The 21,424-nt window shown below is 64.2% G+C and carries 23 protein-coding genes; 10 read left to right on the top strand and 13 right to left on the bottom strand.

Going from position 1 to position 21,424, the window contains the following annotated elements; translation table 11 throughout:
• Nucleotide 1: 1 nt before the first annotated feature.
• The 3 genes from NKL04_RS26440 to hemC form a co-directional block, all read right to left on the bottom strand.
• Nucleotides 2-1,492, bottom strand: a complete 1,491-nt coding sequence (locus NKL04_RS26440; protein WP_023702387.1) for a COG4223 family protein — start codon at nt 1,490-1,492, stop codon at nt 2-4.
• 112 nt (nt 1,493-1,604) lie between these two features.
• The gene (locus tag NKL04_RS26435) at nt 1,605-2,318 is read right to left on the bottom strand and encodes a uroporphyrinogen-III synthase (protein ID WP_352724607.1); all 714 of its coding nucleotides are present in this window, start codon (nt 2,316-2,318) and stop codon (nt 1,605-1,607) included.
• A 1-nt stretch (nt 2,319) separates the two neighbouring features.
• The gene (hemC, locus tag NKL04_RS26430; protein ID WP_023702385.1) at nt 2,320-3,243 is read right to left on the bottom strand and encodes a hydroxymethylbilane synthase; all 924 of its coding nucleotides are present in this window, start codon (nt 3,241-3,243) and stop codon (nt 2,320-2,322) included.
• Between the two features lie 120 nt (nt 3,244-3,363).
• Between hemC and tsaD the strand changes: the two genes are divergently transcribed.
• The 6 genes from tsaD (at nt 3,364) to NKL04_RS26400 (ending at nt 7,475) form a co-directional block, all read left to right on the top strand.
• Nucleotides 3,364-4,449, top strand: coding sequence for a tRNA (adenosine(37)-N6)-threonylcarbamoyltransferase complex transferase subunit TsaD (tsaD, locus tag NKL04_RS26425; RefSeq protein ID WP_198029330.1), 1,086 nt, complete (start codon nt 3,364-3,366; stop codon nt 4,447-4,449).
• Nucleotides 4,446-5,462, top strand: a complete 1,017-nt coding sequence (locus NKL04_RS26420; protein ID WP_023702383.1) for an NAD(P)H-dependent glycerol-3-phosphate dehydrogenase — start codon at nt 4,446-4,448, stop codon at nt 5,460-5,462. The genes tsaD and NKL04_RS26420 overlap by 4 nt, the downstream gene beginning before the upstream one ends.
• 24 nt (nt 5,463-5,486) lie before the next feature.
• Nucleotides 5,487-5,783: a YciI-like protein gene (locus tag NKL04_RS26415; RefSeq protein ID WP_023687732.1), complete on the top strand. Its 297-nt coding sequence runs from the start codon at nt 5,487-5,489 to the stop codon at nt 5,781-5,783.
• 88 nt (nt 5,784-5,871) lie between these two features.
• Nucleotides 5,872-6,297, top strand: a complete 426-nt coding sequence (locus NKL04_RS26410; RefSeq protein ID WP_023683904.1) for an EVE domain-containing protein — start codon at nt 5,872-5,874, stop codon at nt 6,295-6,297.
• Nucleotides 6,252-6,950, top strand: a complete 699-nt coding sequence (locus NKL04_RS26405) for a class I SAM-dependent methyltransferase (protein ID WP_023702382.1) — start codon at nt 6,252-6,254, stop codon at nt 6,948-6,950. Before NKL04_RS26410 ends, NKL04_RS26405 begins: the two co-directional genes overlap by 46 nt.
• Nucleotides 6,951-7,055: 105 nt before the next feature.
• A complete protein-coding gene (locus NKL04_RS26400; RefSeq protein WP_023702381.1) occupies nt 7,056-7,475 on the top strand; it encodes a DUF1761 domain-containing protein in 420 nt (139 codons plus the stop codon).
• A 15-nt stretch (nt 7,476-7,490) separates the two neighbouring features.
• Here the strand turns inward: NKL04_RS26400 and gcvA are convergent, their stop codons facing one another.
• Nucleotides 7,491-8,411, bottom strand: coding sequence for a transcriptional regulator GcvA (gcvA, locus tag NKL04_RS26395; RefSeq protein ID WP_023702380.1), 921 nt, complete (start codon nt 8,409-8,411; stop codon nt 7,491-7,493).
• 135 nt (nt 8,412-8,546) lie between these two features.
• Here gcvA and NKL04_RS26390 point away from each other — a divergent pair, with 135 nt between their 5' ends.
• On the top strand, nt 8,547-8,786 hold the full coding sequence (locus NKL04_RS26390; protein WP_023670491.1) for a hypothetical protein: 240 nt from the start codon (nt 8,547-8,549) through the stop codon (nt 8,784-8,786).
• Nucleotides 8,787-8,920: 134 nt separating this feature from the next.
• Here the strand turns inward: NKL04_RS26390 and NKL04_RS26385 are convergent, their stop codons facing one another.
• Nucleotides 8,921-9,457, bottom strand: coding sequence for a L,D-transpeptidase family protein (locus tag NKL04_RS26385; RefSeq protein WP_196813612.1), 537 nt, complete (start codon nt 9,455-9,457; stop codon nt 8,921-8,923).
• Between the two features lie 145 nt (nt 9,458-9,602).
• Between NKL04_RS26385 and NKL04_RS26380 the strand changes: the two genes are divergently transcribed.
• Both NKL04_RS26380 and NKL04_RS26375 read left to right on the top strand, forming a co-directional pair.
• Nucleotides 9,603-10,286, top strand: a complete 684-nt coding sequence (locus NKL04_RS26380; RefSeq protein ID WP_023670493.1) for a response regulator transcription factor — start codon at nt 9,603-9,605, stop codon at nt 10,284-10,286.
• 177 nt (nt 10,287-10,463) lie between these two features.
• A complete protein-coding gene (locus NKL04_RS26375) occupies nt 10,464-10,919 on the top strand; it encodes a cyclic nucleotide-binding domain-containing protein (RefSeq protein ID WP_023670494.1) in 456 nt (151 codons plus the stop codon).
• Nucleotides 10,920-11,083: 164 nt separating this feature from the next.
• On the opposite strand, the gene xth is transcribed toward NKL04_RS26375, so the two are convergent.
• The 6 genes from xth to tesB form a co-directional block, all read right to left on the bottom strand.
• A complete protein-coding gene (xth, locus tag NKL04_RS26370; protein ID WP_023670495.1) occupies nt 11,084-11,890 on the bottom strand; it encodes an exodeoxyribonuclease III in 807 nt (268 codons plus the stop codon).
• Between the two features lie 196 nt (nt 11,891-12,086).
• A complete protein-coding gene (locus NKL04_RS26365; protein ID WP_023670496.1) occupies nt 12,087-12,767 on the bottom strand; it encodes an outer-membrane lipoprotein carrier protein LolA in 681 nt (226 codons plus the stop codon).
• Nucleotides 12,768-12,905: 138 nt separating this feature from the next.
• Nucleotides 12,906-15,575 (bottom strand): DNA translocase FtsK, encoded by a 2,670-nt coding sequence (locus tag NKL04_RS26360; RefSeq protein WP_023670497.1) that lies wholly within the window; start codon nt 15,573-15,575, stop codon nt 12,906-12,908.
• Between the two features lie 345 nt (nt 15,576-15,920).
• Nucleotides 15,921-17,369: an ammonium transporter gene (locus tag NKL04_RS26355; RefSeq protein WP_373420142.1), complete on the bottom strand. Its 1,449-nt coding sequence runs from the start codon at nt 17,367-17,369 to the stop codon at nt 15,921-15,923.
• A gap of 13 nt (nt 17,370-17,382) precedes the next feature.
• A complete protein-coding gene (locus NKL04_RS26350) occupies nt 17,383-17,721 on the bottom strand; it encodes a P-II family nitrogen regulator (protein WP_023670499.1) in 339 nt (112 codons plus the stop codon).
• Nucleotides 17,722-17,939: 218 nt separating this feature from the next.
• Nucleotides 17,940-18,815 (bottom strand): acyl-CoA thioesterase II, encoded by an 876-nt coding sequence (gene tesB, locus NKL04_RS26345; RefSeq protein ID WP_023687727.1) that lies wholly within the window; start codon nt 18,813-18,815, stop codon nt 17,940-17,942.
• Between the two features lie 112 nt (nt 18,816-18,927).
• Between tesB and NKL04_RS26340 the strand changes: the two genes are divergently transcribed.
• Nucleotides 18,928-20,184, top strand: a complete 1,257-nt coding sequence (locus NKL04_RS26340; RefSeq protein ID WP_023726060.1) for a ubiquinone biosynthesis hydroxylase — start codon at nt 18,928-18,930, stop codon at nt 20,182-20,184.
• 22 nt (nt 20,185-20,206) lie between these two features.
• Here the strand turns inward: NKL04_RS26340 and plsY are convergent, their stop codons facing one another.
• Both plsY and NKL04_RS26330 read right to left on the bottom strand, forming a co-directional pair.
• Complete coding sequence (gene plsY / locus NKL04_RS26335; protein ID WP_023670502.1) at nt 20,207-20,845, bottom strand: glycerol-3-phosphate 1-O-acyltransferase PlsY; 639 nt, start codon at nt 20,843-20,845, stop codon at nt 20,207-20,209.
• Between the two features lie 16 nt (nt 20,846-20,861).
• The gene (locus NKL04_RS26330; RefSeq protein ID WP_023670503.1) at nt 20,862-21,392 is read right to left on the bottom strand and encodes a hypothetical protein; all 531 of its coding nucleotides are present in this window, start codon (nt 21,390-21,392) and stop codon (nt 20,862-20,864) included.
• Nucleotides 21,393-21,424 lie beyond the last annotated feature (32 nt).

Here is a 21,424-nt window from a genome sequence, read left to right as displayed (position 1 = left end):
CTCATGCCTTCATCGCACCTGCAATCAGCGCGTCGACCTGCGTCTCGACGTCGATGCGCGCCTTCAGTTTGCCGGCAAAGTCGGCGCCGGCAGCCTTGACCGCATCCGGCAGCGTTGCGTATTCGCTGAGCGCCTTGGCGTAGTCGCCCTGATTGACCGCCACTTCGATGCGCGCCACGGTTTCCGGCGCGCCGGCGCCTTCGACGGCGCCGATCGGCCGGACCTTGACCAGCGATTCGGCGCTCGACAAAAGGTTCTGGAAGAAGCCGGCATTTTCATCGACCGGCGTCGCCGCCGCGACCATCGCATTGGCCGCGGCGTCGGCCTCGCCGGCGATCTCGGTGCGGGTCGGGACGCCCTTTTCAGCGTAGGGGCGCAGCGCTGCAATCTGCGGTGCATCGGGCGAGATCGCCGCGAAGGTCTCCAACTCGGCGGCGAACGGCGCGCCGCGGTCAAGCGCCGCCTTCAAGGCCGAAGCGGCGATGGCCATCGCGATCTTTGGCTGCGAGGCCTGCGCATCGACCTTGCCGGCGAGCTGCGTCACCGACTGCTCCAGCGCGGCGATCTTGCCTTCCTGCGTCTTGGCTGCCTCACCGGCCGATTTCACCAGTGCGTCGAGGCCCGCCAGTCTTTCATTGAGCGGCGCGAGATCGACGGGCGCTGCACCACCGGCCTGGCCAAGGGCGGCGACCGCCGTCTCTATCTGCTTGACCTTGTCGCCAAGCGCTGCAAGCCCGGCATTGTCGCCGGCGCCGCCCTTTTCGACCGCCGATTTCAGCGATGCGACATCGGCCTTGACCTGATCCAGCGCCGAAGACAGCCCGTCGACCTTGGCCGTTGCGGCGCCATTGCCGCTGGCTTCCCTGAGGTCGGCGATTTCGCGCTTCAGCGAAGCGATCTCGCCATTGACGCCGTCGAGCGAGACCGTGCCCGCCCCTGAGCCCGGAGCGCCAAGCACGCCGGCAAACTGCAGCCCCCCGGCGGCAGCCAGCGCGATGACACCGCCGATGATGCCGGCGGCAATGCCGTTCGTGCGCTTCGGTTGCGCGGCCATGGGCTGGTTCCCGGCTGTCCTTGGGGTTTCCTTGGGTGCACCCGGCTTGGGCGAGGCATCCTCGAAACTGTAGTCGGAGGTTCTGGCGCGCGGTGGCGCATCCGAAGCGGTGGGGTAAGGCTGCTCCGCCTGGGTGGACGCCTTCGCATCGGCGCTTTCGGGAGCGGCCTGCGCCGCGGCGTCGGAGTGCTCCCACGGCTCGAGATCGGCTTGATCGGCATGAACGGGCTCGTCAGGCGTCTCCGGCTGCGCATTGGCCATGGCAGCCGCATCCTCAGCCGCAACCGACCCTGCCGGGGCCTCGACGTCGTCCGAGTTCGCGACATCCGTCTTGGCGGCATCCGCATCGGCAATGCGCGAGACAGCGCCGGGTTCGAGTTCGATGGTCACCGGCTCGCGGTGGCTTTTCGAATGTCGCATCTTCGGCGTCTTGACCATGCCTGGGCTCCGCAATCCTGCTTCGTCTGGGCGCCCGACGGCGCGTGATGGTTTGAAAAATGGTCTAGCACATCATCATCAGGTGAAAAGGGGCGGCGTGATGACACGGGGCTCAGTCGCCGCGGTGCAACAGCTCAAGCAGCGCCTCCTCCTGCGGTTCCCGCGCCATGCGTATTTTTTTGCCGGCGGCATTGTCAAACGCCGCTGCCACGCGCTCGGAGAGCGCAAAAACCTGCATGTTTTCAAAGAGATCGCGCAGCCCCGCCCGGTCGGTCAAGGCCTGCAACGCTGCCGCCGCCTTGGCTGAATAGAGCAGCATCGCGTCGACCGCCTGATGGGACAGGCGTGCACGGATTTCATCATCGGAATAATCGAGCGAAATCGTGTCGTAGGTTTCGACGGTGCGGACCTCGACGCCGGCCTTTCGCAGCGGCGCCTCGAAGGCCGGAAACCGCACGCGCCCTGTGAGATAGACGACCGCCTTGCCGGAAAGGCCGGCAGCAATCGCCTCGGCCAGCCGCTCGGCGTCGCCCGCCCCTTCGCTGACCGACAAGAACCCTGCCCAACGTGCCGCTTCAGCCGTCCTGCGTCCGACGGCATGGCAAGGCAAGGCGGCGAGCGCACGAATGAGTTCTTTCGGCGCATGCCGCACGGCATTGGCGCTGGTCACAGCGACGGCCACGGCATTGTCGCTCGCAGCATCGGCGCCAACCGGCAGTGTCACCGTTTCGGTCAGCGGCAGAAGGAGCGGCTCAAATCCCAATTCCTGCAGCCGCCGCATGGTTCGCGACGCCCCGGGTTGCGGCCGCGTCACCAGGACACGCATATCAGACCCAGCCGTCGAAGAAGGTTTCGCCCGCTTTGACCCGCACCATCCTGGCCGCGTCCGTGCCGATGTCAGCGGCATCCAGCGCCAAGCCTTCGGCCTTGACCTCATGCGATTGCGTGCCATCGGGCGAAATGATCAGCCCGGCGAAAACCAGCCTGCCGCCCGAGATCGTCGCATAGCCGGCGATCGGCGTGCGGCAGGAGCCGTCGAGCGCCGCCAGGAAGGCGCGCTCACAGGCCAGCGCCTGGCCTGTCGGCACATCATGGATGGCCACCAGCATCTTTTCGACCTCGCTGTCGCCGATGCGGGTTTCGATGCCGATTGCGCCTTGTCCCGGCGCCGGCGGAAAAGCATCGAGCGGCATCAGGTCGGTGACGACATGGCCGAGCCCGAGCCGCTTCAGCCCGGCATAAGCGAGGATCGTGCCTTCGGCGACGCCTTCCTCCAGCTTGCGCAGCCTGGTCTGCACATTGCCGCGGAACATGACCACGTCTAGGTCCGGCCGCATGCGCCGGATCAGCGCCTGGCGCCTGAGCGAAGACGACCCGACCTTGGCGCCTTGCGGCAAATCAACAATGCGCTTCACCACCTTGCCGATGAAGGCGTCCCGCGCATCCTCGCGCGGCAGGAAGGCGGACAGCTCCAGCCCGACCGGCAGCACTGTCGGCATGTCCTTGGAGGAATGCACGGCGATATCGATCGTGCCGGCCAGCAGCGCCTCTTCGATTTCCTTGGTGAACAGCCCCTTGCCGCCGGCTTCCGACAGCGGCCGGTCCTGGATGCGGTCGCCGCTGGTCGAAATGACGACGACCTCGAAGGCTTCCGCCGGCATGCCATGCGCTTCCATCAGCCGCGCCTGCGTCTCATGCGCCTGGGCGAGCGCCAGCGGGCTGCCGCGTGTTCCTATTTTCAAAGTTTGCATGGCGCGCGGTCCGTGATAACCCCCGGCTGGCTTTGCGTTTCCGGCGCTCTCCCTAACGAGGCCCGCCTCTACTAACTAGGAAAGTCCGGCGACACAATCTCTGGAGACAGCGACGAATTGATCCGCGTTCTGGGCATTGAGACGAGTTGCGACGAGACCGCCGCCAGCGTGGTGACGCTGGACGGCGATTCCGTGCCGGTGATTGCGTCCAACATCGTGCTCAGCCAGATCGAGGAGCACGCCGCCTTCGGCGGCGTCGTGCCGGAGATCGCCGCGCGTGCCCATGTCGAGGCGCTGGACGGCATTGTCGAGGCCGCTCTTGCGGATTCGGGCGTAGCCCTGGCCGACATCGACGCCATTGCCGCCACTGCTGGCCCCGGCCTGGTCGGCGGGCTGATCGTCGGCCTGATGACGGCCAAGGCGATTGCAGCGGCCGCCGGCAAGCCGCTGATCGCCATCAACCATCTCGAAGGCCACGCACTGACCGCAAGGCTGACCAACGGGCTCGACTTTCCCTATTTGCTGCTGCTGGTTTCCGGCGGCCACACCCAGATCGTCGCCGTGCGCGGCGTTGGCGACTACCAGCGCTGGGCGACGACCATCGACGACGCGCTCGGCGAAGCTTTCGACAAGACGGCCAAAATGCTCGGCCTGCCCTATCCCGGCGGCCCGAACGTCGAAAAGGCGGCAATGTCGGGCGATGCGGCGCGCTTTGCCCTTCCGCGGCCGATGAAGGGCTCGGCGCAGCCCGATTTCTCCTTCTCCGGCCTCAAGACTGCGGTGCGCCAGGCGGCGACCGCCATCCAGCCGCTGAGTGAGCAGGATGTCGCCGACATCTGCGCCTCGTTCCAGGCGGCAGTAGCCGATGCGCTGGGCGACCGCGTGGCCCGCGCGCTTGCCCGCTTCCGTGACGAATTTCCGGACAAGGCCAAGCCGGCGCTGGTCGTTGCCGGTGGCGTCGCCGCCAACAGAGCGATCAAGGCGACGCTGCAGAAGCAGTGCGCCGAGGCCGGCTTCGCCTTTGTCGCGCCGCCGCTCAAACTGTGCACCGACAATGCGGCGATGATCGCCTGGGCCGGGATCGAGCGGTTGCGGGCAGGCCTGTCGCAAGAGAACGGCTTCGATTTCGTGCCGCGTTCGCGCTGGCCGCTGGACAGCATTTCGGCGCCGATGGTCGGCTCCGGCCGGCGTGGAGCGAAAGCATGAGCGCCAGCAAGACAAGCGGCAGGGACAAGACCGGCTGGCGCGTCGCCGTGCTTGGCGGCGGCGCCTGGGGCACGGCGCTGGCGCTGGCGATGCTGCGCTCCGGTCACGATGTGCGGCTCTACGCCCGCGACGAAGAGACGGTTTCCGCGATCCGCCGCGGCGAGAACCCGCGTTATCTCCCCGGCATCGCCATTGAAACAGGCATTGCGGCGACCAGCGATATCGGCACTGCCCTGACTGATGCCGATTGCGCGCTGGCCGTGGCACCGGCACAGGCGCTGCGCGCCATGCTGACGACGGCAAAGCCCCATATGCCGAAAGGCATCCCGCTGGTTCTCTGCGCCAAGGGTATCGAGCGCGACACCGGCGCGCTGCTGTCGGCGATCGTTGGTGAGATTCTGCCCGAAACTCCGGTTTCGGCCCTGTCCGGTCCGAGCTTTGCCGCCGACGTCGCCAGGGGTCTGCCGACCGCTGTCGTGGTTGCTGCACGCGACGACGCCTTGGCGGCCGAGCTTGCCGCGCGCTTTTCGGCGCAGAATCTGCGCTGCTATTCCAGCGACGATTTGATCGGCGTCGAGATTGGCGGCGCTTTGAAGAATGTCTTCGCCATTGCCGCTGGCGCCGTCACCGGCGCCGGGCTCGGCGCCAGCGCGCAGGCCGCCATGGTGACGCGCGGCTTCGTCGAACTGCGCCGCATCGGCGCGTCCTTCGGCGCCAAGCCGGAGACGCTGATGGGGCTTTCCGGCCTCGGCGACCTTTTGCTCACCTGCTCTTCCGCCCAGTCGCGCAATTTCGCCTATGGGCTGGCGCTGGGGCAAGGTAAGCCCTTGTCGGGACTGCCACTCGCCGAAGGCGTGCCGACGGCGGCGATCGCCGCCCGCATCGCCACCGAGCGCCACATCGACGCGCCGATCATCGCTGCGGTGTCGGCGATACTGGACGGCACGATCACCATTCGGCAAGCTGTGTCCGCGCTGATGACGCGACCCCTGAAAACCGAAACCGACCTCTAATCCCCAAACAAACCGGAGTTTAACATGCTGTTTGCGTTGATTTGCAAGGACAAGCCGGGCAGCCTGCAGGTGCGGGTCGATACGCGGCCGGTCCACGTCGCCTTTCTCGAACGCCTGAACGCCGACAACAAACTGGCCTTTGCCGGCCCGTTCCTCGACGCCGAGGGCAAGCCCAATGGCAGCCTCGTCGTCGTGGAAGCGCCCGACCTCGCCGGTGCGCAGGCGCTGTCGGCTGCCGACCCCTATGCCAAGGCCGGGCTGTTCGAAAGTGTCGAAATCCGCCAGTGGAACTGGACCTTCAACAAGCCGGCGGCTAGTTAGTTCCGGCGGCGCCTAGAGCGATCCCAGGAAAATTGTGTAACGGTTTTCCGTCCGGAATTGCGCAAAAAATAGTAGTTGGAGCAAAGACATGAACTACTGGCTGTTCAAATCCGAACCTTCGGTCTTCTCCTTCGAGGCGCTGAAGGCCAAGGGCAAGGCCGGCACGCAGTGGGACGGCGTGCGCAACTATGCAGCGCGCAACAACATGAAGGCGATGCAGATCGGCGATCTCGGCTTCTTCTATCACTCCAATGAAGGGCTGAACGTCGTCGGCATTGCCGAAGTCTGCGGGCTTGCCCATCCCGACAGCACCACCGACGATCCGCGCTGGGAATGCGTCGACATCCGCGCCTTCAAGGACGTGCCGAACCCGCCGACGCTGGAGCAGGTCAAGGCCAATCCGAAGCTTGCCGAGATGGCGCTGGTGCGGCTTGGACGGCTTTCCGTACAGCCGGTGACGCCGGCCGAATGGAAGGAAGTCTGCCGCATGGGCGGCCTGACGCCGGCTCCGTGACGGTCCTTACGCCGAACAGCGCGAAAAAGTTCATTCTCGACAACACGGCGCTTATGTCGCCGCCGCATGTGCCGGAGATTGTCCTCAATCTGGCCGACGAAGCGCATGACCTCTGGCAGCGCACGGAGAACGAGCTGATCGAAATCGGCCTGCCGCCACCGTTCTGGGCCTTTGCCTGGGCCGGCGGTCAGGGCCTTGCCCGCTACGTGCTGGACAATCCGTCGGATGTGCGGGGCAAACGCGTGCTCGACTTCGCCTCCGGCTCCGGCCTTGTCGCCATCGCCGCCGCCAAGGCGGGTGCGGCGCACGTGATCGCCGCCGACATCGACCCGTTCTGCGAAACGGCGATCCGCCTCAACGCAGAGGCCAATGGCGTTGCCATCGACTTTTGCGGCACGGACTGCATCGGCACCGACGCCGGCTGGGACGTGGTACTGGCGGGCGACGTCTTCTACGACAAATCCTTCGCCGACACGCTGATGCCGTGGTTTTCGACACTGAAGGCGCGCGGCGCTGACATCCTCGTCGGCGATCCGGGCCGCTCCTACATGCCGAAGGCGGGACTGGAGCCGCTCGCCGTCTACGAAGTGGCGGTGACGCGGGCGCTGGAGGACGCCCTTGTCAAGCGCACCACGGTGTGGCGCTTCGCTTGACGGCATTGCCGAACAGGCGTTCCATCGCGCATTGATTTGAAGAATACGCATGTCGTTATCCCAGAACCGTCAGGCTTTGGGCTGCATGCTTGAGGGGAGGACTTTATGGATTTTTCAGTGGTGAACTGGCTGGCGGTGGTTGTCGCGGCCGTCGCGGCGTGGCTGTTTGGCGCGGTCTGGTACACGGTCCTCAGCAAGCCTTGGATGAGGGCGGCCAGGATCGATCCGTCAACGTCAAAGAAATCAATATTGCCCTTCATCATCTCCTTCATCGCCGAGCTGATCATGGCGCTGGTCTTGGCCTTGGTCGTCGGCGCGATGACGGGCGGCGAGCCGGTCCTTGTCGCAGGGCTGGTCTTCGGCTTCGTCCTCTGGCTGGGTTTCGTCGCCACGACGCTGACGGCCAACCATAGCTATGAGAATTTCGGCTGGGACCTGACCCTGATCGACGGCGGCCACTGGCTCGGCGTGCTGTTGATCATCGGCGCGGTGATCGGCTGGTTCGGGACGCCGGTCGCCGGCTGAGGCCTGCAGAAGTCGTCAGGTCTGCGTCCTGGCGACTTCGTCGAGGATCCATTCGCGGAAAGCGATGATGCGCGGATCGTTGGCAGTGCTCTCGGGATAGACCAGGAAGTAGCCGAACTCCGGCCCCACGCGCAGACCGAGTTCAAAGGGCTGCACCAGCCTTCCCTGGGAAAGGTCGTTTGCCACCATGGCGAACTCGGCGAGCGCCACGGCATTGCCGTCGAGCGCCGCCTGCACGGCATCGGTAGAGGTTCCAAACACGATAGTCCGGCTGTCGTCGAAATCGTTGATGCCGGCCGCCGCCATCCACATGCGCCAGTTCGGCCATGTCACGCCTTGGCGCGACCATTCGATATGGGCAAGCGTGTGGTTGAAGAGGTCGCGCGGTTCGCGCAGCGACGGGCCGGAGGTCAGCAGGCTCGGGCTGCACACCGGAATGAGGATGTTGTCGAACAGGCGATGGGCGCGAAGCCCCGGATACTTGCCGACCCCGAACCGGATGCCGACATCGACGTCGTCGAGTTCGAAATCGCGCACTTCGTAGCCGATGTCGAACCTCAGCTCGATACTGGGCTGAAGTTTGCGAAAATCGTCGACGCGCCGCATCAGCCATTTTGACGCGAACTGCGCGTCGAGCGTTACCTTCAGCAATGCCGTGCCGCGCGTCAGCTTGCGCGCCCGCGACACCGCCCGGTTGAGCAGGTCGAGCGCATCGATCGAGGCCTCGAACAGCACCGTACCTGCCTCGGTCAACCGGATGGTACGACTGGTTCGCGTGAACAGCACCAGCCCGAGCTGATCCTCGATTTCCTTGATCTGGTGGCTGACCGCCGCCGGCGTCAGCCCGAGCTCGTCGGCAGCGCGGGTGAAATTGAGGTGGCGGGCGGCGGCTTCCAGAGTCCTCAGCGCGCGCGTTCCGGGCAACAGACGGGACATCAACGTATCCTCAAATAAAACTTGACGATCTGAAAAGAACTACTCGTTTCTCTCATGGATTTCAATGCGGCATGATGCATCCATCGAAACACCATCAAGCCGGATTTGATATCCGGCGGAACACGGGAGCGCATCATGTCCATCTTCGTTTTGAACTCGCCAGCAGCTCGCTCGAACTGGTTGCATGCCGTAACGGACTGGCTTCGCCAGGCGAAAGTCGCCATCAACCTGCCGCGCCAGGACGTGGAGGATCTGTCGGATCGCCAGTTGCGCGACGTCGGCGCGCAGCGCAAGGACGTGACGCGGGCCGTGGACCGGGAACTCGGCCGGCTTGGATTGCTGGACACTGGGTGGCAGAAGCCGAGAAGGCGTTAGGCAATGGTGAGTAGTGAGTAGTGAGTAGTGAAGGATTGAAACGACGCCGAGACCATCCTACTCCCTACTCCCTACTCCCTACTCCCTACTCCCTACTCCCTACTCCCTACTCCCTACTCCCTACTCCCTACTCCCTACCTCACCACCCTCACCACCGTCCGGTCCGACACCAGCGGCAACAGCCGCGCCATTGTCCGCGCTGTCACCGCCACGCAGCCTTGCGTCGGTGTGAAGCCTGGGCGCGCCAGATGGAAGAAGATGGCGCTGCCACGGCCGCGCCGGCGCGGCGCCATGTTCCAGTCGAGCACCAGGCAGGCGTCATAGAGGCGGTCGTCGCGCCGCATTCGCTCATGGCTGGCGCCATAGGGGATTTTCACCGGCCGGTTGTAGTTGCGGTCGTCCGGCACCTCGCACCAGCCGAGATCGGCGCCGATCGGCGCCATCGCCAGCCGGGTTTTGCGGCCGGCCGCGAAATGATCGCCCCGAAAATATCCTGACAAAATCCGCATCTCGCCAAGCGGCGTCGCACCGTCGCCTTCGCGCTTGTTGGCTGAGATGCCGCCGCGTCCGAGCGCGCAGGCAAACACCTTGCTGCCGGCCTGCAATATCCCCTGGCTGGGGTTGCCCGGCCTCGCCCGAACCACCAGCACACGCAGCCCTTTCGGCAAAATTGCGCCGGCTGCATTGCGATCGCGTTTTTTCTTGTATGATCGTGTCACGGAACAAATCACTGTGATCGGACTGTTGCGCCGGTCAGCTTCCGCATAAATGGGGGGCGGTCAACTGAAAATTCTTTTCAAAACAATGGATTGATCCATGACATCACGTACCATTCTGATCGTTGACGACGATGACGACCTGCGCGGAACCCTCGTCGAGCAACTGGCCCTTTACGAAGAATTCGACGTCTTGCAGGAAGCGACCGCCGCCAAAGGCGTCGCCGCGGCGCGCGGCGGGCTCATCGACCTACTCATCATGGATGTCGGGCTGCCCGACATGGATGGCCGCGAGGCGGTGAAGATCCTGCGCAAGGGCGGCTACAAGGCGCCGATCATCATGCTGACCGGCCACGATACCGATTCCGACACGATTCTGGGCCTCGAGGCGGGCGCCAACGACTATGTCACCAAGCCGTTCCGCTTCGCCGTGCTGCTCGCCCGCATACGCGCACAACTGCGCCAGCACGAGCAGAGCGAGGACGCCACCTTTTCGGTCGGGCCCTACACGTTCAAGCCCAGCCAGAAGCTTCTGATCGACCAGCGCGGCGGCAAGGTGCGGCTGACCGAGAAGGAAGCCTCGATCATCAAATATCTCTATCGAGCCGACCAGAAGGTGGTCACGCGCGACGTCCTGCTTGAGGAAGTGTGGGGCTACAATTCCGGCGTCACCACGCACACGCTCGAAACTCACGTCTACCGGCTGCGCCAGAAGATCGAGCGCGATCCTTCCAATGCTGAAATTCTTGTGACAGAAAGCGGCGGCTACAAGCTGGTTCCTTAAACTTTTCATTGTTCAATAGGCGGTCGGGGCGGGACTGTTTCGGGGAGGATCCGGCTGGGGGAGCCTGGATCGGCCCGCTGCGCAGATTGAAGTGTTAGAGCGTCCTTTGCGCGTTCAATTGGACGCGCGGCGCTCTAAGGGAGGGATTGGACTGACCGTTCGGGGACGCAGCTAGAGATGGCGCTGGATGACGACATCCGCATCCTGTCCGCCGTGAAGCTCTTTGAGGGTTTCACGCAGGAACAGCTGCGCCTGCTCGCCTTCGGCGCCGAAGCCACCCATCTGCAGGCCGACCGCAAGCTGTACCGCGAGGATGACGAAGCCGACTCGGCCTATATCGTGGTCAGTGGCCGCATCGTGCTCTACCGGGAGCATGATGGCGACCGCATCCCGATCGGCACCGCCGGCCCCGGCACGATCCTCAGCGAACTGGCGCTGATCGCCGACTCAAGACGGCTGACCAGCGCCTCGGCCGAGACCGATTCGGAAGTGATAAGGTTGAGCCGCAAGATGTTTCGCCGCATCCTGGAGGAATATCCCGAGGTGGCGGTGAAACTGCACCAGCGCATCCTCGATGATTTCCAGGCCATGATCGCCCGCATCGAGAAGCTGGCCCCAAGGTTTGGCGGGTAGGTCCCCGCGACCGCGCTCACGCTTGGGTGTGTCGAGATTCAGGTCAGGCCGAGTCGAAAATGGCTGATACCGAGAACCGGAGCGGAGCGTACTCAAAGTACGCGAGCACCGGAAGCGCAGGTATCGGCCATTTGCAGGCCGGCCTCACCTGAATATCGGCCCGCCTAATCCAGGTCGAACCGCGCAATCACCGGCACATGGTCCGAGGGCCGCTCCCAGCCACGCGCCTCTCGCAGGATCTCATAGCCGGCAAAGCTCGGCACCAGGTTCGGTGACGACCAGACATGGTCGAGCCGGCGGCCGCGGTTCGAGGCTTCCCAGTCCCGCGCGCGATAGCTCCACCAGGTGTAGAGCTTCTGCTCTGGCGGCACGTCGAGCCGCATCAGGTCGACCCAGTCGCCGGCGATCCGCATCGCGTCGAAATTTTGCGTCTCGACCGGCGTGTGGCTGACGACGTTGAGCAATTGCTTGTGCGACCAGACATCGTGCTCCTGCGGAGCGATGTTGAGGTCGCCGACCAGGATCGAGGCCGACACCTCGTCATGCGCGGCGCGGATGGCGTTCATCTCGGCAACGAAATCGAGCTTGTGGCGGAACTTGCGGTTGATCTCCGGATCGGGCTCGTCGCCGCCGGCCGGCACGTAGAAATTGTGGACCAGGATTGCCTTGCCGCCGGCCTGCACCTTGACCGACAGATGCCGGCTGTCATCGATCTCGCAGAAGCGCCGTTTCTCGACAATCTCGATCGGCCGCCGCGCCACCGTCGCAACGCCGTGATAGCCCTTCTGGCCATGGAATGCGATGTGCTCGTAGCCGGCCTTGCGGAACGCCTTTTCCGGAAACAGCTCGTCGGGAACCTTCGTCTCCTGCAGGCAAAGCACATCGGGCGCCTGCTCCGTCAGCAGCCGCTCGACGATCGGCATGCGCAGGCGCACGGAGTTGATGTTCCAGGTGGCGATGGAGAAGGGCATGCGGCGGTCCGAACAAGGTCGCCGATCTACTGCCAGCCTAGCGCCACAAACACAAGCCAGCCTTTGCGGGCGGCGGCTCTGATTCAGGTCAGGCCGAGTCGAATGGCGGTCTCCGAGAACCGGAGCGGAGCGTACTTAAACCACGTGAGCACCGGAAGCGCAGGAGATCGCCATTGGCAGGCCGGCCTCACCGCATCTAGCGCTGGTTGGTGTTCAGCTCGCGGTTCGCCGCATAGTCGATGGCAAAGGTGTCCGCAGGGAAGCTGACGCCTTCCTTGGTGTTGTAGATCATCACCGTGGTGTCCTTGCCCTGCGCGTCGGTGATGGTCCACTGGCGCAGATCATAGGATTTCGGATCGAACATCATAGTGATCTTCGAATTGCCGAACACCGACTTGTCGGCAAGCTGGATGGTGGTGAGGTCGCTCTCTTCCTTGATCGATTTCACGCGGCCCCCCGAGAGGTCGATCTTGGTGTCGAGCAACAGCTTCAGCGGCGTCTTCGACAACGGATAGAGATCGGACGTTTTCAGCCGCTTGTTGAGGATGACCACCGACTTGCCGTCGGAAATCACCCGGAAATTCGACTTGCCGTCATAGTTGAAGCGAATCTTGCCTGGCCGCTCAAGGAAGAACTTGCCGCCGGTCTGCTGGTTGTTGGGGCCGAACTGGACGAACTCGCCGCTCATCGATTTGACCGAGGAGAAATGGTCGGCGATCTTTTGCGCCGTCGGCGGCACCGCCGCCTGCGCCGAGGCCAGGAGCTGGAACCCCGGCACGACGTTGATGGCCGCGGCGCCGGCAAGCATCAGGCCAAGGCCGAGCAACTGGCGACGGTTTGGAGCGAAATCGCTGATCGCGGAAAGATCGTTTTTCATGCCGGTCACTCTCGTGTGGTGTGTGTCTCGTTGCAGTCCGTGGACCCCCAGTTAGACTTAAGTTTGGCGGGCCGGACAGCGCTCAGTCGCTGTAACGCGCCAAAAGGTTCAAGGTTGCCGCCGGGCCGTATCGGCTGATCAGAACTTGTCGTCCTCGGTCGGCACCAGGATTTCGCGTTTGCCGGCATGGTTGGCCGGGCCGACAATGCCTTCCTTCTCCATCTTCTCGATGATCGAGGCGGCGCGGTTGTAGCCGATGCCGAGCCGGCGCTGGATATAGCTGGTCGACGCCTTGCCGTCGCGCAGCACGACCGAGACCGCCTGGTCGTAGGGATCGTCGGAATCCTCGAAATTGCTGTTGCCGCCACCGCCAGCGCCGCCCTTGCCCGACGGCTCGTCATCGTCCTCGCCGTCATCCTCGGTGATGGCGTCGAGATATTCGGGCACGCCCTGCAGCTTCAGATGGGCGACGATCTTCTCGACCTCGTCGTCGGCGACGAACGGGCCGTGCACGCGCTGGATGCGGCCGCCTCCGGCCATGTACAGCATGTCGCCCATGCCGAGCAGCTGCTCGGCGCCCTGCTCGCCCAGAATGGTGCGGCTGTCGATCTTCGACGTCACCTGGAAGGAGATACGGGTCGGGAAATTGGCCTTGATGGTGCCGGTGATGACGTCGACCGACGGACGCTGCGTCGCCATGATGACATGGATGCCGGCCGCGCGCGCCATTTGTGCCAGGCGCTGCACCGCGCCTTCGATGTCCTTGCCGGCGACCATCATCAAATCGGCCATCTCGTCGATGATGACCACTATGTAGGGCATTGGCTCGAGATCGAGGTTCTCGGTCTCGTAGATCGCCTCGCCGGTCTGGCGGTCGAAGCCGGTCTGCACGGTGCGCGAGATTTTTTCGCCCTTCTTTTCAGCCAACTGCACGCGCGCGTTGAAGCCGTCGATGTTGCGCACGCCGACCTTGGACATCTTGCGGTAGCGGTCCTCCATCTCGCGCACCGTCCATTTCAACGCCACCACCGCCTTCTTCGGGTCGGTGACCACCGGCGTCAGAAGGTGCGGGATGCCGTCATAGACCGAAAGTTCCAGCATCTTCGGGTCGATCATGATCAGCCGGCAGTCCTGCGGCGTCAGCTTGTAGAGCAGCGACAGGATCATGGTGTTGATGGCGACGGACTTGCCGGAGCCGGTGGTGCCGGCGACCAGCACATGCGGCATCTTGGCGATGTCGACGATCACCGCCTCGCCATTGATGGTCTTGCCCAGCGCCAGCGCCAGCTTGGACTTGGTCGTCTCGAAATCGCGGCTGGCCAGGATCTCCCGGAGATAGACGGTCTCGCGCTTGGCATTCGGCAATTCGATGCCGATGGCGTTGCGGCCGGGCACCACGGCGACGCGGCAGGCAATGGCGCTCATCGAGCGGGCGATGTCGTCGGACAGGCCGATGACGCGCGACGATTTGATGCCGGGCGCCGGTTCCAGTTCATAGAGCGTGACCACCGGGCCGGGCCGTACCGCGATAATCTCGCCCTTGACGCCGAAATCCTCCAGAACGCCTTCGAGCAGGCGCGCATTCTGCTCCAGCGCGTCCTTGGACAGGCTGGCGTCGCGCACCACGTTCTTCGGCTCCGACAGGAAATGCAGCGACGGCATTTCGAATGTTTCCGAGCCGATCAGCGAGGTCTGCGCCTCGCGCTGGACGCGCGCGCCGGGAGCGGGACGCGGCGCAGGTGCGGCGACGCGGGTCGCCGCATCTGACCGGAAGTTTTGCACCTTGGCGTTCGGCGCGGCACGGCGCTGGACCGGCTCGTCGTCGAGTTCGACCTCCTCGTCGCCATTGTCGAAACCGGCATCGAGGACGTCGTCATCGTCCGGATCGACGGAAACGCTGCGGTCATTGACCATGGCGGCGAAGAATTCCGGCTCGACGCGGGCGCGGCCATCCGGGCTCATCCGCGCTTCGGCGAATTCCGCCGATTCGACCCGTTCGGCGGCGCGGCGCCATGCGGTGGAGCGCTGCTCCATCTCCGGCTCGAACTCGTCGCGCTCCTGCTGGCGGCGCACAGCCCGGCGATGCATCCAGGCGCGGAAAGACAGCCACCAGTGGGTAACGGCGCCGAGCGCCAGTATCCCCTCGTCGCCCTCGTCCTCGTCTTCGTCGAAGAGCAGATCGTCCTCTCGGGGATCGGGCTCCGCGGTGCGCTCCATGACGGCAAAGCCGTTCTTGCGCGCAATCAGCGCCGAGCCATAGGCAAACAGCCACAGCGCCGGCGCAATGAGCACCATGGCAATGATGCTGGCAACGATGCCGGTCGGGTAGCCGCCAATGACCACGCCCGGAATATTGAGCACCATGTCGCCGAACACACCGCCGAGGCCGGTCGGCAACGGCCACGTCTTGGGCGGCACCACGCAGCCGGCCATCGCCGCCGCGAGCAGCGCGAAGCCGAACCACGCAAGGCCGCGCTTCGGCAGCCTGTCGACGCCGCGCGCCGAAAACAGGAGAAAGCCCCAGATCACCGCCGGCACCAGGGCGGCGACCGCGGCAAGGCCGAAGAACTGCATGGCGAGGTCGGAGAATACCGCGCCCGCATAACCCATGGCGTTGGTGACGATGTTGGCGGTGGCGTGCGAGAAGCTGGGATCGGCGACGTTCCAGGTCGCCAGCGCCGCGACGCCAAAGGCGACCAGCGCAAACAGGCCGGCGCCGACCAGCCGCCCGACCTGGCGCCGCGCGAATGCCTGGATGCCGTGCCCCGTATCGGTCAGCGCGAGCGGTGCTGAAGCCCCTGAACGCATGCTTCGTTCCCCGTCTGTCATGGACTGGCCGGGCGCATGACGCACTCCGGCAGATTCGGATGTCAGACTATCGGGGGAAGGTTAAGGCCGCATTAACTATACGCACCCAGAGCCACGGATCTTGCTCACTCCACTGTAGGCAGTCTCAACAGTTCAGAACCAATCCGGTCGACGTCTCCCCGCCGGCGGCCATCACTAGAACGTGATTGCGCAGGGACCGAGGCCTGCCAGCACGGTTGCCAAAAAGAGAGGCCCGGAATGACCCGGGCCTCAAAGCGTGAACTCCTTTCGGGAGCGTCACGACGGGATGGGAGAATGCGGGGCGGCCGAGCCGCCCCGCAAGGCTTACGAGTGGTAGGCCGCTTCGCCATGCGAAGTCAGGTCGAGGCCTTCGCGCTCGGCGTCGGCTGTCGGACGCAGACCGATGATCAAGTCGACGACCTTGTAGAGGATTGCGCTGCCGATGCCCGACCACAGCAGGGTTACCAGGACGCCTTTGCCCTGCGCCAGGAGCTGCGTGGCCGTGCCGGCATAGCCGGCGGCGAAGTCGGCCGTCGAATAGTCGACGATGCCGGCGCCGCCGAGGGCGGGATTGACCAGAATGCCAGTGCCTAGCGCACCGATGATGCCACCGACGCAGTGGACGCCGAAGACATCGAGGCTGTCATCATAGTCGAACGTGTTCTTCACCACCGAGACGAAGAAGTAGCAGACGAAGGTGGCAACGATGCCAAGCACGATAGCGCCCATCGGGCCGGCAAAACCTGCAGCCGGCGTAATCGCGACGAGGCCGGTGACCGCGCCCGAAACAGCGCCGAGCATGGAGGCTTTGCCGCGCAGCAGCGATTCAAGCACGATCCAGGCCACTGCCGCCGCCGCCGTGGCGACGAAGGTGTTGATCATCGCCAGCACCGCATAGGCGTTCGCTTCGAGGTTCGAACCGGCGTTGAAGCCGAACCAGCCGACCCACAGCAATGAAGCGCCGACCATGGTCAGCGTCATCGAGTGCGGCGCCATGATGTCCTTCTTGTAGCCGATGCGCTTGCCGATCATCAGCGCGCCGACGAGACCGGCAATGCCCGCATTGATGTGAACGACCGTGCCGCCGGCGAAGTCGATGGCGCCGAAGCTGAAGATCAGGCCGGACGGGTCGGCATAGGCGCTCGGGCCGCCCCAGAACCAGACCATGTGCGCGATCGGGAAGTAGATTAACGTCACCCATAGGATAACGAAAAGGATCAAGGCGGAGAATTTGACGCGTTCGGCGAATGCGCCGACGATCAGGGCGGGCGTGATGCAGGCGAAGGTCATCTGGAAGACGACGAACACCAGTTCAGGAATGGCGACGCCCTTGCTGAAGGTTTCCGAAAGCGTTGATACGTTGACGCCGGAGAGAAACATCTTCGAAAGGCCGCCGACGAAGGCGTTGCCCGGGGTGAAGGCGAGGCTGTAGCCGTAGAAGACCCAGATGATCATGACCACGCTGGTGATGGTGAAGACCTGCATCAGCACCGACAGCATGTTCTTGGTACGAACCAGGCCGCCGTAGAAAAGCGCAAGGCCGGGAATGGTCATCAACAGCACCAGCACGGTGGAAATCATCATCCACGTGGTGTCGCCCTTGTCGACGGTAAAAGCCGGCGCTGCTGGCGCTGCCGCCGCGACGGCGGGAGCCGCCTCCTGCGCGAAGGCAGCAACCGTGCCCAATGCTCCGAGCGCTAAGGAGCCCAGCAGCGCGGAGCGCGCCACTGACTTCAAGGTGGAAGGTATATTCATTGAACTCTCCATTGGAATACGTGTTCGCCGCTCAAAGTGCGTCGGTGTCTGTTTCGCCGGTACGGATGCGCACCGCCTGATCGATGCCGAAGACGAAGATCTTGCCGTCGCCGATCTGGCCGGTCTTGGCCGCCGCCGTGATGGCTTCGACGGCCTTGTCGACCAGGTCTGTGCTAACCGCGACTTCGATCTTGATTTTCGGCAGGAAACTGACCGCGTATTCCGCCCCGCGATAGATTTCCGTGTGTCCCTTCTGACGCCCGTAGCCTTTGACTTCGGTGACGGTCAGGCCCTGGATGCCGACGGCGGTGAGCGCTTCGCGCACCTCGTCGAGCTTGAACGGCTTGATGATTGCCATCACGATTTTCATAAGGTTTCACCCTTTGCTGTTGCGGTCCCCCGCGTTTGCACACCTTCACCGATCCCAAAAAGCCCGGAGAGTGCCCAACAGGATTCAAGCTCCGTGCCAGTTGCGGAAGCAGGGTGTTAACTCATTGTAAATAAACGGATCGCTCGAGTCCCGGCGCCACGGTGCGCACTGTCAACGGACAGTCACTGATTAAAAAGTAGGCAATTTTTCGAAAATGCCTATTCCGCAGGCGGCCGCTTCAGCCGGATCAGGCCTTCCTGGGCAACCGAGGCGATCAGGGTGCCGTCGCGGGCAAACAGCGAGCCGCGGGTGAAGCCGCGCGACCCCTGCGTCGACGGGCTGTCCTGCGTGTACAGGATCCAGTCATCGAGCGGATGGCTGCGATGGAACCACATCGCATGGTCGAGGCTCGCCGCCTGGATGTCGCGGTCGAAAATGGCGCGGCCGTGCGCAAAGGTCGAGGTGTCGAGCAGCGTCATGTCGGAGAGGTAAGCAAGCACCGCCGCCTGGATGCCGCGGTCGGCCGGCACCGGGCCGGTGGTGCGGATCCAGATGTTCTGCTGCGGCTCCAGCTTTTCGCGGCTGGTGTAATGCTTCAGCATCACCGGCTTCATCTCGATCGGCCGGTCACGCTCCCAGTAGCGCTTGATGCCGTCCGGCACCGCCTCGCCGAACTTGCCCAGCAATTCGCGCTGCGACAACAGGCTGTCGGGCGGCGGCACGTCGCGCGGCATCGGCAGCTGATGCTCAAGGCCAACCTCGTCCTGCTGGAACGAGGCTTCCAGCGAAAAGATCGCCTGGCCGTGCTGGATCGCCACCACGCGCCGCGTGGTGAAGGAGCCGCCATCGCGGATGCGGTCGACCTCGTAGACGATCGGCACCTTGGTGTCGCCGGGCCGCATGAAATAGCCGTGCAGCGAATGCACGTGGCGCTCGGGCTCGACGGTGCGCTGCGCGGCGACCAGCGCCTGGGCGATGGTCTGGCCGCCGAAAACGCGCTGCCAGTCGAGCTTGGGGCTGCGACCACGGTACAGATTGTGTTCCAGCTGCTCGAGGTCGAGAATGCTGAGAAGCTCGTCCATGGCCGCCGTCATGCTTCGTGACCTCGCCGTAAGATGCTATGGCGGTTTCCGACAGGAATGGCGGGCAGTCAAGGCCGGAATGCCCCAGTGGGCGGGGATGGTCGAGACTTCGAAAGGAATTGACATGGCGAACCGCAACCCGGACGCAAAAACCCCGCTCGACGTGCTGGTCGCTGGCGCCGGCTATGTCGGCCTCGCCGCCGCCGTGTCGCTGAAACAGGCGCGGCCGGGCCTCGCCGTGGCGGTCGTTGATGCTGCCCCCGCCGGCGTCTGGCAGAAGGACCGCCGCGCCTCGGCGATCGCCGCCGCCGCCTGCCGCATGCTCGACCAGCTCGGCGTCTGGCAGGAAATCGTCGGGCAATCGCAGGCGATCACCGAGATGATCGTCACCGATTCGCGCACCGCCGATCCGGTGCGTCCGGTGTTTCTCACCTTCGATGGCGAGGTCGCGCCGGGCGAACCGTTCGCCCACATGGTCGCCAACAAGGACCTGAACAGCGCCTTGCGCCGCCGCGCGCAAAAGCTCGGCATCGACATCATCGAAGGTGTCGCGGTCGCATCGTTCGACGGCAATGGCGCCGGCATCACCGTGCATCTGGCCGACGGCGCGGCGATTGAGGCGCGGCTGCTGGTCGCCGCCGACGGCGTCAATTCCAAATTGCGCGACATGGCCGGCATCAAGACGGTGAAATGGGAATATGGCCAGTCCGGCATCGTCTGCACGGTGGCGCATGAGCGCCCGCACAATGGCCGCGCCGAAGAGCATTTTCTGCCGGCCGGCCCGTTTGCAACGCTGCCGCTCAAGCCGACCGAGGACGGCACCAACCGTTCGTCGCTGGTCTGGGTCGAACGTTCCGAGGATGCCGAAAAGCTGGTCTCGGGCGACGACCTCGTCTTCGAGCAGGAGCTTGAATTGCGCTTCGGCCTGAAGCTCGGCGAAATCCGCGTCACCGACAAGCCGCGCGCCTGGCCGCTCGGCCTGACCATCGCGCGCGCCTTTGTCGCCCCGCGCATCGCGCTTGCCGGCGACGCCGCGCACGGCATCCACCCGATCGCCGGCCAGGGCCTCAATCTCGGCTTCAAGGATGTGGCGGCCCTTGCTGAAGTGGTGGTCGAGGCCGATCGCTTGGGACAGGATATCGGCGCGCTCGACGTGCTCGAGCGCTACCAGCAATGGCGCCGCTTCGACACGGTGCAGATGGGCGTCACCACAGATGTGCTGAACCGGCTGTTTTCCAACGACATCGGCCCGCTGCGCCAGCTCCGCGACATAGGCCTCGGCCTTGTCGAACGGATGCCCAGGCTGAAGGAGTTCTTCATCCGCCAGGCGTCGGGGTTGTCCAACGGCACACCACGGCTGCTCAAGGGTGAGGCGATTTAGGCCGGGAATGAGTGCCGCTTTGTCATAGACGCGGCTCGGCTCCTGACATCAGCCGCGCAATGTTGGCGCGGTGGCGCACGATCACGTAGATGCCGCCGGCGATGACCAGCAACCGGTAGGGCAATGGTTGTTCCATGCCGCCGACGAGGGCGATCGCGGTGAGCGCCGCCAGCATCGAACTCAGGGACACAATTCGGGAAACTGCCAACACCACGGCAAATGCCGTCGCCGCGCCTAGACCCACAGGCCAGGACATCGCCAACAAAACACCCAACCCCGTCGCAGCCGATTTGCCGCCGGTGAAATTCAGCCAGATCGAACGGCTATGCCCAAGCAAAACAGCGAGTCCGGCCAGGCATACAACCCAAGGAGCCCAAACGGGCATATCAGATATTGCCGACGGCGGCGTTGCGGAAGACCAGAAACAAAACCAACGGGCAAAGATGACCGCTGCCGCCCCTTTCAGCACGTCCACCAGAAGCACCACCAATGCTGGCCATTTCCCGAGTGTGCGCAATACATTTGTCGCACCGGTGGACTTGGAGCCGTGCTCCCGGATATCGATGCCCTTAAGCAGTTTCCCCGCCAGGTAGCCGGCAGGCGTAGAGCCGATAAGGTAAGCGGCAGCCGATCCTACCACGCTCGCTATCCAGAATGACATGCGCCCGGGCTGTTTCTCAGTTGACCTCAAACCCCAGCTTCTGCCGCAGTCGCAGCATGCGTTGGTCGGCGACCTTGAAACTCTGCTCGCCGCTCTTGGCAACACGATCCAGCATCTGCAGCAGGTCTTCGCGCTCATGCGGATCGAGGCGCTCGCGCAGGAAGGGCGCCAGCTTGTCGATGACGATCGTCGTGTCGTCGATCTGCGCCGCGGCCCATTTGGCGTAGACGACGGCTTCATCGGTCTTCTTCTGGTTGTCCGCAATCTGCGAGATCACCTCGCGGATGACCGTTTCACGCTTCGGCAGGATCGGGCCGTGCTCCGCTGCCAGTGCGGTGATCAGCGTTGCCGCCGCCACCACCGGATCGTCGATCGCCGTCAGCGGCGACAGCGCCGCCTGCTTGCGCAGCTTCTTGCGCCTTATGTTGCCCTGGACGCGGCCGACGACGTCGGCGACCTCGCGCGCGGCTTCGTTCATGGCCTTCATGCGATACCACCAGAACGCCCCGGCTCCCAGCACGCCGAGAATAGCAATCAGGAAAGGCATGTCGAATTCCCCCGAAAATTGCGGCGACGATA

This window comes from Mesorhizobium sp. C264A (assembly GCF_040324515.1).
Lineage (GTDB): Bacteria > Pseudomonadota > Alphaproteobacteria > Rhizobiales > Rhizobiaceae > Mesorhizobium.
This window is presented reverse-complemented; position numbering and strand designations above follow the sequence as displayed.

What these genes read in the sequence shown, in the direction of transcription:
- NKL04_RS26375 (WP_023670494.1), top strand. Translation starts at nt 10,464, where the DNA reads ATGGCGCTGGATGACGACATCCGCATCCTGTCCGCCGTGAAGCTCTTT.
- NKL04_RS26380 (WP_023670493.1), top strand. Translation starts at nt 9,603, where the DNA reads ATGACATCACGTACCATTCTGATCGTTGACGACGATGACGACCTGCGC.
- NKL04_RS26360 (WP_023670497.1), bottom strand. Translation starts at nt 15,575, where the DNA reads ATGCGTTCAGGGGCTTCAGCACCGCTCGCGCTGACCGATACGGGGCAC.
- tesB (WP_023687727.1), bottom strand. Translation starts at nt 18,815, where the DNA reads ATGACGGCGGCCATGGACGAGCTTCTCAGCATTCTCGACCTCGAGCAG.
- NKL04_RS26405 (WP_023702382.1), top strand. Translation starts at nt 6,252, where the DNA reads ATGGAAGGAAGTCTGCCGCATGGGCGGCCTGACGCCGGCTCCGTGACG.
- NKL04_RS26390 (WP_023670491.1), top strand. Translation starts at nt 8,547, where the DNA reads ATGTCCATCTTCGTTTTGAACTCGCCAGCAGCTCGCTCGAACTGGTTG.
- plsY (WP_023670502.1), bottom strand. Translation starts at nt 20,845, where the DNA reads ATGTCATTCTGGATAGCGAGCGTGGTAGGATCGGCTGCCGCTTACCTT.
- NKL04_RS26420 (WP_023702383.1), top strand. Translation starts at nt 4,446, where the DNA reads ATGAGCGCCAGCAAGACAAGCGGCAGGGACAAGACCGGCTGGCGCGTC.
- NKL04_RS26440 (WP_023702387.1), bottom strand. Translation starts at nt 1,492, where the DNA reads ATGGTCAAGACGCCGAAGATGCGACATTCGAAAAGCCACCGCGAGCCG.
- NKL04_RS26415 (WP_023687732.1), top strand. Translation starts at nt 5,487, where the DNA reads ATGCTGTTTGCGTTGATTTGCAAGGACAAGCCGGGCAGCCTGCAGGTG.
- hemC (WP_023702385.1), bottom strand. Translation starts at nt 3,243, where the DNA reads ATGCAAACTTTGAAAATAGGAACACGCGGCAGCCCGCTGGCGCTCGCC.
- xth (WP_023670495.1), bottom strand. Translation starts at nt 11,890, where the DNA reads ATGCCCTTCTCCATCGCCACCTGGAACATCAACTCCGTGCGCCTGCGC.
- gcvA (WP_023702380.1), bottom strand. Translation starts at nt 8,411, where the DNA reads ATGTCCCGTCTGTTGCCCGGAACGCGCGCGCTGAGGACTCTGGAAGCC.
- NKL04_RS26410 (WP_023683904.1), top strand. Translation starts at nt 5,872, where the DNA reads ATGAACTACTGGCTGTTCAAATCCGAACCTTCGGTCTTCTCCTTCGAG.
- NKL04_RS26350 (WP_023670499.1), bottom strand. Translation starts at nt 17,721, where the DNA reads ATGAAAATCGTGATGGCAATCATCAAGCCGTTCAAGCTCGACGAGGTG.
- NKL04_RS26435 (WP_352724607.1), bottom strand. Translation starts at nt 2,318, where the DNA reads ATGCGTGTCCTGGTGACGCGGCCGCAACCCGGGGCGTCGCGAACCATG.
- NKL04_RS26340 (WP_023726060.1), top strand. Translation starts at nt 18,928, where the DNA reads ATGGCGAACCGCAACCCGGACGCAAAAACCCCGCTCGACGTGCTGGTC.
- NKL04_RS26365 (WP_023670496.1), bottom strand. Translation starts at nt 12,767, where the DNA reads ATGAAAAACGATCTTTCCGCGATCAGCGATTTCGCTCCAAACCGTCGC.
- NKL04_RS26330 (WP_023670503.1), bottom strand. Translation starts at nt 21,392, where the DNA reads ATGCCTTTCCTGATTGCTATTCTCGGCGTGCTGGGAGCCGGGGCGTTC.
- NKL04_RS26400 (WP_023702381.1), top strand. Translation starts at nt 7,056, where the DNA reads ATGGATTTTTCAGTGGTGAACTGGCTGGCGGTGGTTGTCGCGGCCGTC.